The sequence below is a fragment of the Chryseobacterium subflavum genome, from assembly GCF_055762745.1.
Map to the genome: position 1 here is coordinate 1,824,969 of NZ_JBVTMR010000001.1, position 17,309 is coordinate 1,842,277.

13 protein-coding genes are annotated in these 17,309 nt (G+C 36.3%); 6 read left to right on the top strand and 7 right to left on the bottom strand.

From position 1 onward, the window contains the following. Nucleotides 1–59: 59 nt before the first annotated feature. The 4 genes from typA to AC0INN_RS08075 form a co-directional block, all read right to left on the bottom strand. Nucleotides 60–1,865: a translational GTPase TypA gene (gene typA, locus AC0INN_RS08060; protein WP_273648271.1), complete on the bottom strand. Its 1,806-nt coding sequence runs from the start codon at nt 1,863–1,865 to the stop codon at nt 60–62. Nucleotides 1,866–2,051: 186 nt separating this feature from the next. Further along, nucleotides 2,052–2,309: a DUF1294 domain-containing protein gene (locus AC0INN_RS08065; RefSeq protein WP_373428008.1), complete on the bottom strand. Its 258-nt coding sequence runs from the start codon at nt 2,307–2,309 to the stop codon at nt 2,052–2,054. Between the two features lie 93 nt (nt 2,310–2,402). Further along, the gene (locus AC0INN_RS08070) at nt 2,403–2,939 is read right to left on the bottom strand and encodes a type 1 glutamine amidotransferase domain-containing protein (protein WP_172278727.1); all 537 of its coding nucleotides are present in this window, start codon (nt 2,937–2,939) and stop codon (nt 2,403–2,405) included. Nucleotides 2,940–3,075: 136 nt separating this feature from the next. Further along, a complete protein-coding gene (locus AC0INN_RS08075) occupies nt 3,076–3,753 on the bottom strand; it encodes a YceI family protein (RefSeq protein WP_273648272.1) in 678 nt (225 codons plus the stop codon). Nucleotides 3,754–3,976: 223 nt separating this feature from the next. Between AC0INN_RS08075 and AC0INN_RS08080 the strand changes: the two genes are divergently transcribed. Together AC0INN_RS08080 and AC0INN_RS08085 are read left to right on the top strand one after the other, a co-directional pair. Next, nucleotides 3,977–6,100 carry a Tex family protein gene (locus AC0INN_RS08080; protein ID WP_306612629.1) on the top strand — a complete coding sequence of 708 codons (2,124 nt, stop codon included), beginning with the start codon at nt 3,977–3,979 and terminating at the stop codon, nt 6,098–6,100. 10 nt (nt 6,101–6,110) lie between these two features. Then, the gene (locus tag AC0INN_RS08085; protein ID WP_273648274.1) at nt 6,111–6,680 is read left to right on the top strand and encodes an RDD family protein; all 570 of its coding nucleotides are present in this window, start codon (nt 6,111–6,113) and stop codon (nt 6,678–6,680) included. 54 nt (nt 6,681–6,734) lie between these two features. Here AC0INN_RS08085 and AC0INN_RS08090 read toward each other — a convergent pair whose 3' ends face one another. From AC0INN_RS08090 to AC0INN_RS08100, 3 genes are all read right to left on the bottom strand, one after another. Then, on the bottom strand, nt 6,735–8,306 hold the full coding sequence (locus tag AC0INN_RS08090) for a M20/M25/M40 family metallo-hydrolase (protein ID WP_273648275.1): 1,572 nt from the start codon (nt 8,304–8,306) through the stop codon (nt 6,735–6,737). 165 nt (nt 8,307–8,471) lie between these two features. After that, nucleotides 8,472–9,620, bottom strand: coding sequence for a peptidase associated/transthyretin-like domain-containing protein (locus tag AC0INN_RS08095; RefSeq protein ID WP_273648276.1), 1,149 nt, complete (start codon nt 9,618–9,620; stop codon nt 8,472–8,474). A 200-nt stretch (nt 9,621–9,820) separates the two neighbouring features. After that, a complete protein-coding gene (locus AC0INN_RS08100) occupies nt 9,821–9,997 on the bottom strand; it encodes a histone H1 (protein WP_089026768.1) in 177 nt (58 codons plus the stop codon). A 360-nt stretch (nt 9,998–10,357) separates the two neighbouring features. On the opposite strand from AC0INN_RS08100, the gene AC0INN_RS08105 reads away from it, so the two are divergent. From AC0INN_RS08105 to AC0INN_RS08120, 4 genes are all read left to right on the top strand, one after another. Continuing rightward, entirely contained in the window at nt 10,358–13,699 is a 3,342-nt protein-coding gene (locus tag AC0INN_RS08105; protein WP_273648277.1) for a DEAD/DEAH box helicase, read from the top strand. Nucleotides 13,700–13,805: 106 nt separating this feature from the next. Further along, entirely contained in the window at nt 13,806–14,720 is a 915-nt protein-coding gene (locus tag AC0INN_RS08110) for a helix-turn-helix domain-containing protein (RefSeq protein WP_172278741.1), read from the top strand. A gap of 91 nt (nt 14,721–14,811) precedes the next feature. Continuing rightward, nucleotides 14,812–16,017 (top strand): MFS transporter, encoded by a 1,206-nt coding sequence (locus AC0INN_RS08115; RefSeq protein ID WP_306612633.1) that lies wholly within the window; start codon nt 14,812–14,814, stop codon nt 16,015–16,017. Between the two features lie 232 nt (nt 16,018–16,249). Next, nucleotides 16,250–17,308 carry a sensor histidine kinase gene (locus tag AC0INN_RS08120; RefSeq protein ID WP_306612636.1) on the top strand — a complete coding sequence of 353 codons (1,059 nt, stop codon included), beginning with the start codon at nt 16,250–16,252 and terminating at the stop codon, nt 17,306–17,308. Nucleotide 17,309: the final 1 nt, after the last annotated feature.

Sequence of the window (17,309 nt, forward strand, 5' to 3'; positions counted from 1 at the left end):
CAACTTTTATATATAAAAAAAGCCTCGAAAATCGAGGCTTTCACTTATATTGAATTTCATTATGCTTTCGCAGATCTTTCCAGTCTTTTTCTTTCTTCTTCAGAAAGTACTTTCTTTCTCATTCTGATGAAGTTTGGAGTTACCTCGATTGCTTCATCACCCTGGATATATTCCATACATTCTTCTAATGAGAATAAGATTTTCGGAGCAACACCAGTATCTTTATCTTTTCCAGAAGCTCTCATGTTATTCAACTGTTTTGCTTCTACGATGTTTACAACTAAATCTCCTGGTTTGTTTTGTTCACCAATGATCATACCTGCATAGATTTCCTCACCCGGATCAACAAAGAACTTACCTCTATCCTGAAGTTTAGCAATAGAATATTCAGTAGCCGGACCTTGAGTTTTGCTGATCAATACACCATTGTTTCTTCCAGGAATAGCACCTTTAAATGGCTTATATTCTGTAAAACGGTGTGCCATAATAGCTTCACCAGCTGTAGCAGTTAACATTTGAGAACGCAATCCGATCAAACCTCTTGAAGGAATCTCAAATTCCATATGTTGCATTTCTCCTTTAGTTTCCATAATGTGAAGATCCCCTTTTCTTTGAGTTGCCAAATCGATAACTCTTGAAGCATACTCTTCAGGAACATCAACAACCAATGATTCATAAGGCTCACATTTTTCACCATCAATTTCTCTTAAGATAACTTGTGGCTGACCGATTGTCATTTCATAACCTTCTCTTCTCATTGTTTCGATCAAAACTGATAAGTGAAGAATACCTCTACCGAAAACAAGGAATGTATTGGCATCATCAGTCTGTTGAACTCTTAATGCTAAGTTTTTCTCCAATTCTTTCGTTAATCTTTCTTTCAGGTGATTTGAAGTAACATATTTACCGTCTTTTCCGAAGAAAGGTGAATTGTTAATAGAGAACGTCATGTTCAACGTAGGCTCATCAATTGCAGTTCTTGGTAATGGTTCAGGATTTTCCATATCCACAAAAGAATCACCAATCTGGAAAGAGTCGAAACCTACTACAGCACAGATATCTCCAGCTTGTACTTCAGTTACTTTTTTCTTTCCTAAACCTTCAAAAACGTATAATTCTTTTACTTTTCCTTTTACAATTTTACCATCAGCCTGAGCAAGACCAATCCACTGAGATTCTTTAATCTCACCTCTTGTTACTTTTCCGATCGCAATTCTTCCTAGGAAAGAAGAATAGTCAAGAGAAGTAATTTGCATTTGAAGATTACCTTCAGATACTTTTGGAGCAGGAACATATTGTAAGATACCATCTAATAATGGAAAAATATCCTCCGTTTGCTCTAGTGAAGTATTGAACCAACCTTGTTTTGAAGATCCATAGAAGGTTGGGAAATCCAATTGCTCTTCAGTAGCTTCCAGGTTGAAGAATAAATCAAATACCTGATCATGTACTTCATCCGGACGACAGTTTGGTTTGTCTACTTTATTGATAACTACTAATGGTCTTAACCCTAATTCCAATGCTTTTTGCAATACGAATCTTGTTTGTGGCATAGGCCCTTCGAAAGCATCAACTAACAAAATTACACCATCTGCCATTTTAAGAACTCTCTCTACTTCACCACCAAAATCGGCGTGACCAGGAGTATCGATTACGTTAATTTTAACGTCTTTATAAGTAACAGAAATATTTTTAGATAAAATGGTAATCCCTCTTTCTCTTTCAAGATCGTTATTATCCATTATTAATTCTCCACTTTCCTGATTTTCTCTGAAAATGTTTGTAGCATGAATAATCTTGTCAACCAAAGTCGTCTTCCCGTGGTCAACGTGTGCGATAATCGCAATATTTCTAATGTTTTGCATGAATGATTTTTACGGGTGCAAAAATAGTGTTTTTTAATTAATTAATCAGTATGATTATACATTATTTAACAAATTCATAATGAGAAAGTTAAAATAAATCACATGGCAATGGGCTCCCTGGCTCCTTATTCCAAAGTACACATATACCTGACCATCCAGCTGTTAGGCGTTAATTACATCATACCTTCATCTGTATTTTCTAAAAAAATAAACCAATACCATCTGAATAACAAGAACCGCACAAAATCTTAATAAAAAAGATTTTTTCGAAATTTTATGTCTAAAGATAAAAATTCCGAATATTCCTCCTACACTGCCGCCAAACAGGGCCAATGCCAAAAGTGTGTTTTCAGAAATCCTTCTTTGATGCATTTTAGCCTTTCGTTTATCGATTCCGAATATAAAAAAGCACACGATATTAATAGCCAATAAATAATACATCATATCCTGCAAATGTACGACCCTTGTAAAAAATAAGGCATAGTAATTAAAATTTAACCACTATGCCTCATCTTATATTTGATCAGAAATTATAAATTAACCGTGCTTTCCTTCTCTTATTTCCTCAACCATCTTAGCATTAAATGCTGGCAAATCTTTCGGTGTTCTGCTTGTAACAAGACCATTATCCACTACAACTTCTTTATCTTCCCACAAAGCTCCTGCATTTTTTAGATCTTCGCTTATCGAATTCACAGAGGTCATATTTTTTCCGTCTACAACTTTTGCGTTGATCAGGATTTGTGGACCATGGCAAATCGCCGCAACAGGTTTTTTCTGCTGAAAAAAATCTTGTACAAAATGGAGTGCTTTGTCATTTGTTCTTAACTGATCGGGGTTGATCACCCCTCCAGGTAATACCAGTGCATCATAATCAGAAGCATTTGCTTCATTAAGATTTTTGTCCACAGTGTATTCTTTACCCCAGTCTTTTTCGGCCCATGCTTTTATGGTTCCGGAATCGGGGCTTACAATATGCGCAGTCCAACCTTGTTGTTCCAAAAATTCTTTTGGTGATTGTAACTCACTTTCTTCAAAACCATGGGTTGCCAGAATTGCAATTTTTTTCGACATAATATTAAAATTTTTGGTGTTATTAATTAAGAAGAAGAAAAAATGATGCCGAGCCCGTGTTATCAATTACTAAAAAAAGTTAAACATAAAAAAAGAGCTGCTTAATAGCAGCTCCCTATTTAGTATATCTAACAAATTATTTTTTTGCTTTCACATTAACGCCGATCTCAATGTCTTTACTAATCATCCATTCAGCAGGGTCTGCTTCGGAAGTTCCGAATTTAATTCCCCAATCAGCTCTGTTTACAGTAAATTTAGCATCTATAGAAGCGGAATTAGCTGTTGCTTCTACTTTCGCTGGGAAAGTTACATTCATTGTTTTTCCCAATAGCGTAAGATTACCGCTTATTGTTTTATTTGCACCTGCCACAGCATCTTTAGGAGCTTCTTTAAGGTCCGTTACACTGGTAATTTTAAAATCTGAAACCGGATTCTTCTCTACATTAAAGAAGTCAGGAGTTTTTAAATGCGTTACCAGATCTTCCGGCTTCTTGTCCTTTTCAGTTACTGAAGCAGGATCCACTTTAATAGAAGTCATGTCAATAACAAAATTTCCTGCAGAAACCTGATTTCCTTCAACACTAAGGTCACCTGACTTTACATTAAGAGTTCCCCAACGTGGAGCAAAACCTCCTTTATGGTAAGCTTTCCAGTTAACCACAGAAGCTACTGTATCTACGGCAAGCACTTCTCCTTTGCTCTCAGCAACAGCCTGTTCCTGGCCAGCAGCCGAAGCCTCCGCTGATTTCTCTTTAGTACATGATGCCATAAGCAATCCTACTCCTACTAACGCGATAACACTAATTTTTTTCATATTTTATTTTTTTAAAAAGTTTTTGAACTGATCAGGATCGATTCCTTAATTCTGAAATTCAAAAGTAGAAAAACCTTATTACTTATTCTCTTATCATACATCAAGAAATTAAGTTTTTATTTTCAGATATCCATCATAAAGTCCTAAAACCATACAAATATGTAAGGTGTAAGATATTTCACTCACCATATAAATTGCCTATTTTAGCAGTCTAAAATTTAGAATGAATACAACCAGCTATATACAACAAACGCTTAATATACCTGAAAAAAGCATTACGAATACCTTACAATTATTGTCAGAAGACTGTACCATTCCTTTCATCTCACGATATCGAAAAGATACGACCGGAAATCTGGATGAATTGCAGATTGAACAAATTTCAAAACTCAGCAAGCAGTTTGACGAAATCATTAAAAGAAAGGAATCGATCCTCAAATCCATCGAGGAGCAAAACTCTTTAACGTCTGAACTTCAGCAAAGAATCCAGGATAGTTTCGACATACAGGAACTTGAAGATCTTTATCTTCCATATAAAAAACGGAAAAAAACGAAAGCCGATGCTGCGAAGGAAAAGGGACTTGAACCTCTGGCTAAAATCATTATGAGCCAGAAATCCCATGATCTGGATTCTGTAGTTTCCCGGCATATGAACGATTTAGTTTCTTCTCAGGAGGAAGCTTTGCAGGGAGCACGGGATATCATGGCTGAATGGATCAATGAAAATATGTATGTCCGCAAAAATCTCCGTCGTTTATTTCAACGCAAAGCAGTTATATCTTCTAAAGTTGTTAAAGCCAAAAAAGAAGAGGAAGGTGCACAAAAATTTTCTCAGTATTTTGAATGGGAAGAAAGCCTTGGCAGAACACCCTCCCATCGACTTTTGGCTATGCTACGAGCAGAATCTGAAGGTTTTGTAAAAGTAAATATAGGAATTGATAAAGAAGAGGCAATCGATTTTATTGAAAATGCCATCATTAAATCTAAAAATGAAAGTAGTGAACAAATTGCTCTGGCGATAAAAGACAGCTATAAAAGGTTACTGGAACCCGCCATTTCCAATGAAACACTACAGGAAGCAAAAGAAAAGGCAGATAAAAAAGCGATCGAGATTTTTTCTGAAAATTTAACCCAGCTATTATTAACTCCTCCTTTAGGAGAAAAAAGAATATTAGCAATAGACCCTGGATACAAAAGCGGGTGTAAAGTGGTATGCCTTGATGAAAAAGGAGACCTTCTGCACAACGAAACCATTTATCCGCATGCACCTCAGAATGAATCGGGAATGGCAATGAAAAAGATACGCTCGATGGTTAACGCCTATAATATTGAAGCTATTTCAATAGGAAACGGAACAGCAAGCCGTGAAACAGAGTTCTTTATTAAAAAAATTGCATTTGACAAACCGTTGCAGGTTTTTGTTGTTTCAGAAGCCGGAGCATCTGTTTATTCTGCAAGTAAGATTGCCAGAGAAGAGTTCCCCAGCTATGATGTGACAGTACGTGGTGCTGTTTCCATTGGCAGAAGGCTTGCAGACCCATTAGCTGAACTCGTTAAAATTGATGCTAAGTCCATTGGTGTTGGACAATATCAGCATGATGTAGACCAGACTCAATTGAAAAACGAACTGGATTCTACGGTTATGAAATGTGTAAACTCCGTAGGGATCAATCTGAACACAGCCAGCAAATCACTTTTAAGCTATGTTTCCGGAATTGGTGAGAAAATGGCAGAAAATATTGTCAATTACCGCGCGGAAAACGGAGCTTTTGAAGACAGGAAACAATTGAAAAAAGTACCCAGATTAGGAGAAAAAGCTTTTCAGCAGGCAGCGGCATTTATAAGAATAAGCAACGGAAAAAATGCATTGGATAATTCAGCGGTGCATCCGGAAGCATACGGTATCGTTGAAAAAATGGCCAAAGACCTGGGAATAAAGCTGAATGAACTTATAGCTAACAAAGAGAAAATTGCATTAATCCAGCCGGAAAAATATATTAGCGAAGAAATTGGTATCTTTGGGATCCGGGACATTTTAAAAGAGCTTGAAAAACCGGGATTGGATCCCAGAAAGGCAGCCAAAATTTTTGAATTTGACCCCAATGTGAAAAGTGTAAAAGACCTGAAAATAGGAATGATCCTTCCTGGAATCGTTAATAATATTACAGCCTTTGGATGTTTTGTTGACCTGGGGATTAAGGAAAGTGGATTAGTCCATATTTCTCAGCTCAAGGACGGTTTTGTTTCAGATGTGAATGAGGTAGTGAAGCTGCATCAGCATGTTCAGGTAAAAGTAACAGAAGTAGACGAGGTAAGAAAGAGAATTCAGCTGAGCATGATCTTATAAAGAATTTAATTTGAAAATCTCGGAAATTAAAGAAAGAAAAGTCATTCACCGGCCGACTCGTTATTTTGACGAGTCCGGCCAAAGAATTTATCATGCATACGAGTATCATTTACCTTATAATCCAGGTTATAAAGGAAACGAGACCGAAAGACTTTTTGCCAAGTGGATAGATATGCTTCCTTTTGGTTTAATTTTCTACTTTCTCCTTCATAAAGTAATTGTTATCAGCATTCTGCTTTCCATACCCTGTGTTATCATTGCAGGAACCATAACGGAATGGTCTTGGGGAACAACTTTAGGCAAGAAAATATTTAAAATTAAAGTCCTGGATGATTACGGAAACTATCCCGGATTTTTAAAATCATTCCAAAGAAATCTTTTATGCCTTGCTAACTTTTCCCCTGTCTTCTCCGAACACACGACCAGAACAATTGCCATGGGAAGGCGAACCGGAACGCGGGTGAATTTCAGCATGCATATGAACAACACGATCTGTAAGACCTATATTGTAAAAGAAAGCAAAATTCCGGAAATCAGGGATCTCCTGAAATATCAGGGTGATCAGAACCTTTTATTGTAAAAGCTTTTTTTAAATAAAAAACCGCCCCAGTGTTGTGGCGGTTTCATTTATTGTTTATTTATAATCCTTTGAATCTCTTCTCGGCTGCTTTGCTTCAGGCCATTTTACAACCTCCCCTTTTTCATCTTGCGGCATTACCCTTCTCTCTCTGCTGGTAAACTCAGGATCTTCAGATGCCATATAAGCTAAGGTAGCTGTTAAAATCACATTATTTTTAAGTTCATCAAAAACGATCTTATCATATGTATCTTTCGTTGTATGCCAGGTATATCCAAAATATCCCCAGTTCAATGAACTTAATGAGAATCCCGGTACACCCGCTGCCACAAACGATGCATGATCAGATCCACCTCCTCCCGGCATTCCCGGAAAATCGGTTTTAATATTATCACGTACATTTTTAGGAACTGCATTCAGCCATTTCCCGATATAATCATATGATTTCAGAAATCCCTGTCCTCCGATATTTACTACTCGGCCAGTTCCATTATCCTGGTTGAAAACAGCCTGAGTTCCTTTCATAATTTCCGGATTATCAGCAACAAATCCTCTCGATCCGTTCAATCCCTGCTCCTCGCTTCCCCAAAGTCCGATTACAATCGTCCTTTTATTATTAGGGTAGTATTTTTTAAGAATCCTAATGGTCTCAAGCATGGTAAGTGTGCCGGTTCCATTATCCGTAGCACCCTGCGCTCCGTCCCATGAATCCAGGTGTGCAGAAAGAATAACATATTCATTGGGTTTTTCCTTTCCTTTGATCATTCCTATCGTGTTGAAGCTTTTAGCTTCAGGAAGTATTTTTGACTGGGCCTCAAGCTTTATTTTGGGTTTAGCCCCCTTTTCTGCCATTCTGTACAACATACCATAATCTTCCACATCAATATCAATCATGGGAATTTTAGATGTTTTCGCTCCGAATATTCTGTTTGCTCCCATAATTCCTGTCCAGTTGGAAATGGCAATCCCTGCTGCTCCCGCTTTTTCCAGAGCTTCCGGAAGTGTATTATTGTCATATCCTATATTCTTTACATAATCACGGAAATCTTTGGAAGCTTGTTCTTTTTCCGCCTTTAGCTTTTCATATAATTCCGGAGTAGCGAATTCTTTGATCTGATCATCAGAACGTCCGATTTTCTGATACTGCGCAATCAATACCATTTTACCTTTTACAGAAGGCAACCACTGATCAAATTCGGCCTTGGAAGATACCTTTGGAAGTACTATAACCTCAGCTTCAATTGCCTTCTTAGTTGCAGGGCTCCATGCAAGTTGTGTGGCAGATAATGATTTCACACGGGGATATACCATATCTACATGGGTAATTCCTCTCTGCCACCCTTTCCAGGTTCCAAATTGCTGAAGGTTTGCATCTACTCCCCATGAGCGAAGTGTTTTAGCTGTCCATTCATTGGCGGCAAGCATTTCCGGAGTTCCTACCAAACGGGGTCCGATACCATCAAGCAGCTCATAGGCCATATTTTCGAGTTGAGAATTATTATTGGCTTCATTCACAAAACTTTCCACAATAGGATTAAGCTTTTCCTGAGATTTTGCGGGAGCCTGTGCCCAAGAAAACTGCGTTGCCAGAACAACTGCCGGCATTGCAAAAAACGTATTTATCTTCATAGCATTATTGATTGGAATAAAGATATAGATTTCAGCGAAAATTGAAAAGAAAAGGAGAACTAAATAAAGGAAGAAAAGCCTTTATAGGAAAATAATTAAGAAATTAAATGGATAACAATTAAAAAAACAGCTTAAAACAACAGTTTAAATTTTTTTCAAAATTTGTTACTTTTCATTAATAAAAGCCTGCTCCTCAGCAGAAAGTATGATAGCATCTTCTTTCTCCTCTTTTACCGGAACATTTTCCCAGATGTTTTTACTGAAGTCTACTCTGTACGAAAGTCCCTCCTTATTTGACTTTTCAAAAGTATTGTAAATAATTTCTCTGCTGAATTTTCTTTCATGCTTCTTTCCCTGGTAAAAAGCAGAGTATTTTTCACCTTTAAGTCTTACCAAGGCGGGCAGATACATTCCGTCTCTTTTATAAAAATCAAAAGTAAGTGAAGCATCCCCTAATTGGTAATCATACTCTATTCCTCCTGCCATTTTTCTTCTGATTGGCGGATAATTTGTCTGCAGATAATTGACTTCAAAATAAGTAATCACTTTATCAGTCTTGTTATACTTAAGCTCTCCTATGAGCTCAATACCCGTACCGGATTTAACCTTAAAAGTCATCAGCTGCTCATCCCCTTCTTCAGAGATTATTTTCCCTGAATATTTTGAGTTAATACTATTAATATGATTAAGTGTACGGTTCAGTTCGAAGCTAAGAAAGTAATTTCCCATATACTCATGAGAAAATTCATTACTCCCCGGCGAAAAAATACTGTCTGACTTTAAATTTTTCAGGTATTTAACATTATTCAGTTGCATCTGGAGAATCTTGTCATAATTTTTACGAATTCCGTCATTATAATTGTAATGGTTACTTTTGCTCCATAATTTAGCTTCCGTAATAACTAAAAAGCAAAGTTCATCATTATCTGATCTTTTTTCTTTGAATACCACATTATACAAGGAAGGCTCATTATAATATCTTTTTTCATAATTCTTTCTTATATCATTAAAAAGTTTTTTTATATCTATACTTACCATTTTTACCTCTTCAATATTTTTGAATGAAGGTTTCAATTTGATAAAAGAATTAAAACCGGTTACTTTTCTTTTCTGATATCCGAAAGCTGATACTTCAAAGTTTCCTGCGTTCTGCCCAAGTGGAGCATAGCCGTCTTCATTGGTGTAAACAACCTGATTATTAAGAACAATCCTCGCATGAAATATGGCTTTCCCGTTTTCTGAATCTATGACTTTTACTTTTTGCGCGGAAAAAAGACCAAAAAAAAGAATCAAATATAAATAAGAATGCTTCATATGATGGGTGATTAATGTAAAACAACTAACTACACAAATATACCCACAAAGGGAAATAAGACAATACCTTGGTAAAATTTAGTGTTATTTAGCTTATATTTTCAAAATTCGCTAAAACAAAGAGATTGAATATCTGAAAGCATCCATAGAAAAATCCCGGCACAAAAAAAGCCAGCTTAAAAAGCTGGCTTTTAGGAAATTTATTTTTTTGATTCCTCAACAGAAACTTTTCTGAAATCTTTGAACAATTTGCTAAGTTCTAAAGCTGATTTACGAGCTCTTGTTCCAGCTGCTTTGTTTCCTTTTTCAGCTTGTTGGTTTGCTTCAGTTGCGAATGCTTCAAATTCCGCGTTGATTTTTTCAATTAGTTCTTTCATTTATTTTAAAATTTAGGGTGCAAATATAGGTTTTATGGTGATTCCAGCCTAACTGTGATGAAAAAAGTTTACAAAAATTTGAAAAAAAATAATCCTTTATAATACCCAATATAAATTCAAATTTTAGAAGGCGGGTGAAATTTTTAATTTAAAGCTAAATTTTTTCCAATATCCTTTTTAAATTAAGGTTTATCACATAAAAAATTCAAGGACCTTGCATCATTAATACTGTATAAAAATTGCAAAGCATTTTTCAATAGGAAAAGAAGCGGAATTTCAATTTTATAATAAGAGTACACAATTCTTTTTATCTGTTTTTATGTACCTTCGTTTTTTATAAATTATCTGCCTGTCCCAACCATGGAACTGCCAAAAGAATATATATTACGGAATACCCATATCAGCACGCTTTCAGTTTATGAACTTTTAAAGCATACTTCAACGGCAAAATTTATGGAAGAAAAAAACTTCCATGATATTGAACCTGTTGCCCTGGAGATTAATTCGGGGGTTTTTACGAAATCTGTTTCGACAATAGGATTTCCAAATATTTCCGTAAGCCAGGTAGGTTCTTCAATTGTAACGGCATGCTCTTGTGATCAATACGGAGAAAAACTTTGTGAGCATCAGGCAGAGATTATTTATTGTATTCTTGAACAGAAAAATTACAGAATATTCTACGATGCCAATCTAAGACAAAGGACATTGGTTTCACATGCTAAAAGTTTCGGGTTGGAAAATGAACCTGACCTTGACACTTATTTCCAGTTGGAATTACAGAACGGAAAACTCAACATTCAATCCAGGATAAAGGAACTTCTCCAGATAGATGAACCAGGCTTTAAACAAAATCTGCTTCCTACGAGGCAATCGGTTTTAAAGGAACTTGCTATACAAGAAACTGAGAGAAAAAGAATATTGGTTATTGGCAAGCACCGGTATTATAATCATCTCAATTTTTCATTAATGGAAGCTGATACTACCCAAAGCGGTAAGATCAAAAACCCGTTGACCCCTATTCATCCTATGCAACTCGTCTGGAAAGCGGATCAACCTGCTGAGATCAAATTCTATACGGCAATCGCTTCTTTTCAGAATAAATTTAATGAAGAAGCGGACGCAACGGAAATGGAAGCCCTGAAGTTAATTATCCGGAATCCACAGGGACTTGATACTTATTACCACGATCATACTATTTCAGAAGCCATTTCTTCTAAATCCCTGATTCCCGTAAAGCTCAATCTGCTGAAAGCCGAAATTCTGCTTACAGTGTTTAAAAAAGAGCCTTTTTATGAGATTACGGGAGAATTACTATTTAATGATATTTCTCTTTCTTTCAAAAATGTAATAATCCGCCATGATTGTTTCATCTATCATCAGAATACATTGAATCTCATTGACAATCCTGATCTTCTTAGGGTGATCAGATTTTTTAAGTCCAATAATGAGATTCTGCTGATTCATGCATCAAAGTATGAACACTTTTTACATACTGTTTTATCTCCATTAGAGACTCATGTCCAAATCAATTACAGCTACATTCGTACTGCCAGTCCGGTACAGCTTCAGGAAAAGGATTTCCAAATGGAAAAGATCATTTATCTTCACCAGGAAGGCAACTATATCTCCATCACACCCGTAATGAAATACGGATCCGTAGAGGTGGCAGTATACTCCCGGAAGCAATTATATGATACGGATCAGAATGGAAATCTGTTTAAAATTGAACGCAATTACGAAGCTGAAACAGCACTTACATCCATTGTCATGATACAGCATGAGGATTTACAGGACCAACTGGAGGGACATGAATATTTCTACTTGTACAAAGATAAATTTCTGGATGCCGATTGGTTTTTAAGAACTTTTGAAGCATGGAGAAATGAAGGGATAACCATCCTTGGATTTAATGAACTCAAAAATAACAAACTGAACCCTCACTCTGCGAAAATCAACATCCAGGTGACAAGTGGTATCGACTGGTTCAATGCTAAACTAAGTGTTCGTTTCGGAGGTAAAGAAGCTTCTTTGAAACAGGTACACCGGGCCCTTCGTAATAAAACAAAGTTTATACAACTGGATGATGGCACCCAGGGAATTTTACCTGATGAATGGATAAAGAAGATCGACAGGTATTTTCAGATTGGTGATATTGACGGAGAGTTGCTTAAAATTCCAAAAGTTAGCTTTTCGGAGGTTTCGGATTGGTTTGAAAAAGAGGTTTTATCAAAAGAGGTACAGACTGAAATTCATTCTTACTCCAAGCAATTCTCTGTGCTGAAAAAAGCACCTGAAATTCCCGTTCCTGCAGGATTGAGAACTACCCTACGAGATTATCAGAAAGAAGGCCTCAATTGGCTGGGGTTACTCGACCATTATAATTTCGGCGGCTGTCTTGCCGATGATATGGGATTAGGAAAAACTATACAGATCCTCGCATTTATTCTATATCGAAAAGAGAAATATCATTCCGGAACCCACCTGATCATCGTTCCTACTTCCCTGTTGTTCAACTGGCAGGAAGAGATTGAAAAATTTGCTCCTTCTCTTAGGGTATTGATGCATTATGGTCCGGACAGGGAAAAATCAACAAACCTTTTTCAGGATTATGATATCATATTGACAAGTTATGGAATGCTCCTTTCGGACATCCGTTTTCTTAAAACATTTCATTTTGATTATATTTTCCTTGATGAATCACAAACAATTAAAAACCCCAATTCAGAAAAATATAAAGCTGCACGTCTCTTACAAGCCAGAAACAGAATTGTTATTACAGGAACGCCTGTTGAGAACAACACCTTTGATCTGTATGGCCAGCTTTCATTCGCCTCACCCGGATTATTGGGGAGCAAACAATATTTTAAAGATACGTATGCCATTCCCATCGATAAGTTTGAATACAACAAACGTACTATTGAACTTCAACAAAAAATAAATCCTTTTATTTTAAGAAGAACAAAAAAGCAGGTTGCCAAAGAGCTTCCCGAAAAAACAGAAATGGTAATCTACTGTGAAATGGATGCAGAGCAACGTAAAATCTATGACCTTTATGAGCGTGAATTACGCGATTTCATATCCGCTTCCACAGATGATGAAACACTAAAAAACAGCATGCATGTTTTGACAGGTCTTACTAAACTCCGTCAGATATGCAATTCTCCTGTATTACTTAAAGAAGGCTACTCAGGCGATCACGCTGTAAAGATCCAATTATTAACGGAACAGATTGAAAATAAATCAAAAGAACACAAAATCCTTGTATTTTCACAATTTGTAGGAATGCTGGACCTCATCAAAAAAGAACTTGAAAATAAAGATATTCCCTTCGAGTATCTTACAGGACAGACCAGGGACAGAGGTACAAAAGTTCATAGATTTCAGACCGATGACAATGTGAGGGTATTCCTCATCAGCTTAAAAGCTGGTGGTGTAGGACTCAACCTTACAGAAGCTGATTATGTATATCTGGTAGACCCATGGTGGAATCCGGCTGCCGAAAACCAGGCCATTGACAGGAGTTACAGAATAGGGCAAACAAAACATGTAGTAGCCGTCCGTATGGTTTGCACCCATACGATTGAAGAAAAAATACTGAACCTGCAGAAAAAGAAAAGTAAACTGGCTCAAGGACTGATAAAAACAGAAGAATCAAAATTACAAGGCTTCAGTAAAGCAGATTTGCTGGAAATTTTAGAATAGTCTGACGGCATTTTCTTCAACCTCCTTTCTAATTTTACACAATACACATTGCTTGCAATATCTGTCGTTAGGTTTTCGTATCTTTGATTTTTATAATTTTAAAGTTATGAGCGATCGGCTGGAAACCATTGAAGACTATTACAGAAATATCAGAGAAAACCAATTAAAAATGTTTGATTCTCACGATTTTGAATTGGGGAAATCACACTTTAATATCTCTATGCGAAGATATTGCAGCTTCAAAAGCCCGTACAATCGTCGTGATTATTACAAAATAAGCTTCATCATCGGTAAAGGAACTTTTAAATATGGACAACAGGAATTGTATGTAGACCGTCCTGCTTTGTTTTTTCCCTCTCCAAATATTCCTTATTCATGGGAATGCGATGGGGATCTGCAGGAAGGCTACTTCTGCCTTTTCAATCAGGAATTCTTTAACGGAAGTTCGGAATTCAAGCTATTTAAGAAAACATCATTATTTAAGGAATGGAGCATGCCTATTGTATTTTTGACAGAAGAACAGACTCAGTTGACAACGGTGTATTTTGAACAAATGTACAAACTCAATAATTCAAATTATCCGTTTCGCTGCGGAAGCATTAAAAGTCATCTGGCATCTGTCCTTCATCTTGCCCTTGAAAACCGCGTAGAAGACGTTGATCCTGATGAACTTCCGGCAAATGTACGCCTGTACCGTCTTTTTGACGAATTGCTCAACAAACAGTTCCCTTTAGATTCTCCTGCCTATCCGCTTGCCCTGAAAACCGCATCAGATTTTGCCGAACGCCTTAATGTACACGTCAATCATTTGAATTCTTCTGTAAAGTCCGTAACCCAGCTTACTACCACACATATTATTAAGGAAAGGATGTTTGAGGAATCTAAAAACCTTTTAAAATACACCAACTGGGATATTGCGGAAATCGGTTACACTTTGGGATTCGATCAACCCTCTCATTTTAATAATTTCTTCAAAAAATATTCAAATACCTCGCCGCTCAAATTCAAGCACGCGATTTAATTCTTTGAATTTTGTAATTTTTTCTTTGTCTTTTAAAATTGATATCAAAAATTCCCGGCTTATTTTTGTATCATTAAAAAAGAGATGAATTATGTTGAGAGAAGCATCTGAACAAAGGATCAGATTGATCACCATTATGGCTTTTATATCCATTCCATTATCGGGGTTTGTTACAGATATATATCTGCCCTCCTTCCCCTCAATGGCTAAAGGAATGCATGTTTCTGAAAAAGATATACAAATTACCCTTACCTCCTATTTGCTGAGCTACGGAATTTCCCAATTATTCGTGGGAGGAATTTTGGATAGCATCGGCCGGTATCGCCCCAAGTTAATCGCATTGTTTTTATTGGTAATTACAAGTATTCTAATCACCATGACCAATAGTATTTTACTGATTTGCCTTCTCCGTATCCTTCAAGGGATAGCCGTATCAGTGCTGGTGGTCGCTACACGGGCTATTTTTGTTGATATTTATGATGCGGAAAAAGTAAAACATTATCTCAGTTATTTTACAATTGTTTGGTCCTTAGGTCCGATTCTCGCTCCTTTTCTTGGTGGATATCTGGAAAAATTATTCAACTGGCATGCTAATTTTTACTTTCTGGCTTTTTATGCCGGAGCCATACTGCTATTTGAATGGTTTTTTAGTGGAGAAAGTCTTCCACAAAAAAAGAAACTCAATTTTTCTGAAAACATCAGCTTGTATAAAATGATGCTCCGGAACCGTATTTTTATGCTGGGCATTATTATTTTAGGATTAAGCTACTCGATTGTTATGCTATTCAATATCACGGGTCCCTTTATTATCGAAAATACTTTCCATTTTACCCCTGTTGTTATCGGATACTGTACACTAATCCTTGGGTTCTCCTGGATGATCGGTGGGTTTATCGGTAAAAAAAGAGTATCATTAGGCTTTAAAGCAAGAATACTGCAACCTATCATATTACAATTAACTCTCATTACGGGACTCATTATTATAAGTTATTTTTCTGAAAGTTTATATATCATGATCCCTTTTGCATTTTTTATTCATATCTGTTCGGGGATTCTATTTACTTCATTCTTCACAACAAGTATGCTTTATTTCCGTAAGAATGCAGGGACTGCCGGTGGACTGATGGGAGGACTGGTGTATATTATTACTTCGGTTACAAGTTTCATTATCTCCGTAAGCGGAACTGTTAGTTTACAGAAAGATCTTTCCTGGCGGTATCTAATTATTGCAATAATCCTTCTGGGTATTATTCTTACCATGAACCACACTTTACAAAAAGAAAAAGCAGAGAATTGATCTCTGCTTTTTTATTTTCATACCTGCTGATTATAAAATAACCCGAATCAAATTGTTGATGCCGGGAATACAATTGTTGATGGATAATGTTTTATGCTAAAGAGTATATGAGTTAATATTGCACTGTCAAAATAAAATTATTGTAATTTCATAGAGAATACGGAAACTTATATTTCTTATTTCCCTATTTAATTAAAATCTAATTATAAAAAGCTCAAAATAAAGTATATTCATGATAACGTTCGCCAAAAAACAATGGAAGCAGATAATGATCATTCTAATGATCTATACGACGTGGAGTGTGGCGGCATTTCTATTTCTGATCCGACTACAGGGATTGGAGACCACCCTGAAACAATTCGGAACAGGAAGTCAGCTTTATATTAATTTTATTCATACTGTTGTAAAGGGAACCATTGTATACTATATTCTTATTTATCAGTTACTGATCCCTCTAATAAAAACCAGAAACTGGAAGAAAGCAATTTTACAAGGGCTTCTTTTCTTTACCATACTGACCATTTATGAATACATATGGAATTTCCAGATTCAAAACCCTAAACCCACAGATCCAAGTTACGTTTCACCCAACGTATTCTTTCTCACTGCTGCATTACTTGATCTTGTTATCATTTTGATAGCCGTCTTTTTTGCCACGATAATAACTTCCAATGAAATGCGTAAGCGTAAAGAAGAGCTGGAGAAGGAAAAATTAAAAGCCGAACTTGCTGCCATAAAATATCAGATCAATCCTCATTTTATTTTCAATTCGCTAAGTTTTATTTATACAAAAACCCTTAAAACAAGCCCGGAGGCAGCCCATGCGGTACATCTTCTTTCAGAGATTATGAGCTATGCTCTGGATGATTGGGATGAACTTGGAACAGTGCCTCTTGCATTGGAAATTGATCATATGAAAAAAGTAATAGAAATGAATCAGATCCGGTTCAATCATATGCTAAAAGTAAAGTATCATCAACATATTGAAACCGATGAAGCTTACATATCTTATGTCCCGACTCTGGCATTGGTTACTTTGGTGGAAAACGCTTTTAAGCATGGGGAATTGAATGATGAAAAAAACCAGGTAACCATTGAGCTGGAAGCCACAAAAAATAAGATCTATTTCCTTGTCAGCAATAAAAAAAAGAAAGGCCCCAAAGAACCCTCAAAAGGAATAGGATTAAGCAATGTGAAGCAACGTTTACAACTCATGTACGGTGATAAGCATTCCTTTGTTGTTAAGGAAGATGAAAACTATTATTTAAATGAAATAACCATTAATCTTTAAA

What these genes read in the sequence shown, in the direction of transcription:
- typA (WP_273648271.1), bottom strand. Translation starts at nt 1,865, where the DNA reads ATGCAAAACATTAGAAATATTGCGATTATCGCACACGTTGACCACGGG.
- AC0INN_RS08065 (WP_373428008.1), bottom strand. Translation starts at nt 2,309, where the DNA reads ATGATGTATTATTTATTGGCTATTAATATCGTGTGCTTTTTTATATTC.
- AC0INN_RS08070 (WP_172278727.1), bottom strand. Translation starts at nt 2,939, where the DNA reads ATGTCGAAAAAAATTGCAATTCTGGCAACCCATGGTTTTGAAGAAAGT.
- AC0INN_RS08075 (WP_273648272.1), bottom strand. Translation starts at nt 3,753, where the DNA reads ATGAAAAAAATTAGTGTTATCGCGTTAGTAGGAGTAGGATTGCTTATG.
- AC0INN_RS08080 (WP_306612629.1), top strand. Translation starts at nt 3,977, where the DNA reads ATGAATACAACCAGCTATATACAACAAACGCTTAATATACCTGAAAAA.
- AC0INN_RS08090 (WP_273648275.1), bottom strand. Translation starts at nt 8,306, where the DNA reads ATGAAGATAAATACGTTTTTTGCAATGCCGGCAGTTGTTCTGGCAACG.
- AC0INN_RS08095 (WP_273648276.1), bottom strand. Translation starts at nt 9,620, where the DNA reads ATGAAGCATTCTTATTTATATTTGATTCTTTTTTTTGGTCTTTTTTCC.
- AC0INN_RS08100 (WP_089026768.1), bottom strand. Translation starts at nt 9,997, where the DNA reads ATGAAAGAACTAATTGAAAAAATCAACGCGGAATTTGAAGCATTCGCA.
- AC0INN_RS08105 (WP_273648277.1), top strand. Translation starts at nt 10,358, where the DNA reads ATGGAACTGCCAAAAGAATATATATTACGGAATACCCATATCAGCACG.
- AC0INN_RS08110 (WP_172278741.1), top strand. Translation starts at nt 13,806, where the DNA reads ATGAGCGATCGGCTGGAAACCATTGAAGACTATTACAGAAATATCAGA.
- AC0INN_RS08115 (WP_306612633.1), top strand. Translation starts at nt 14,812, where the DNA reads ATGTTGAGAGAAGCATCTGAACAAAGGATCAGATTGATCACCATTATG.
- AC0INN_RS08120 (WP_306612636.1), top strand. Translation starts at nt 16,250, where the DNA reads ATGATAACGTTCGCCAAAAAACAATGGAAGCAGATAATGATCATTCTA.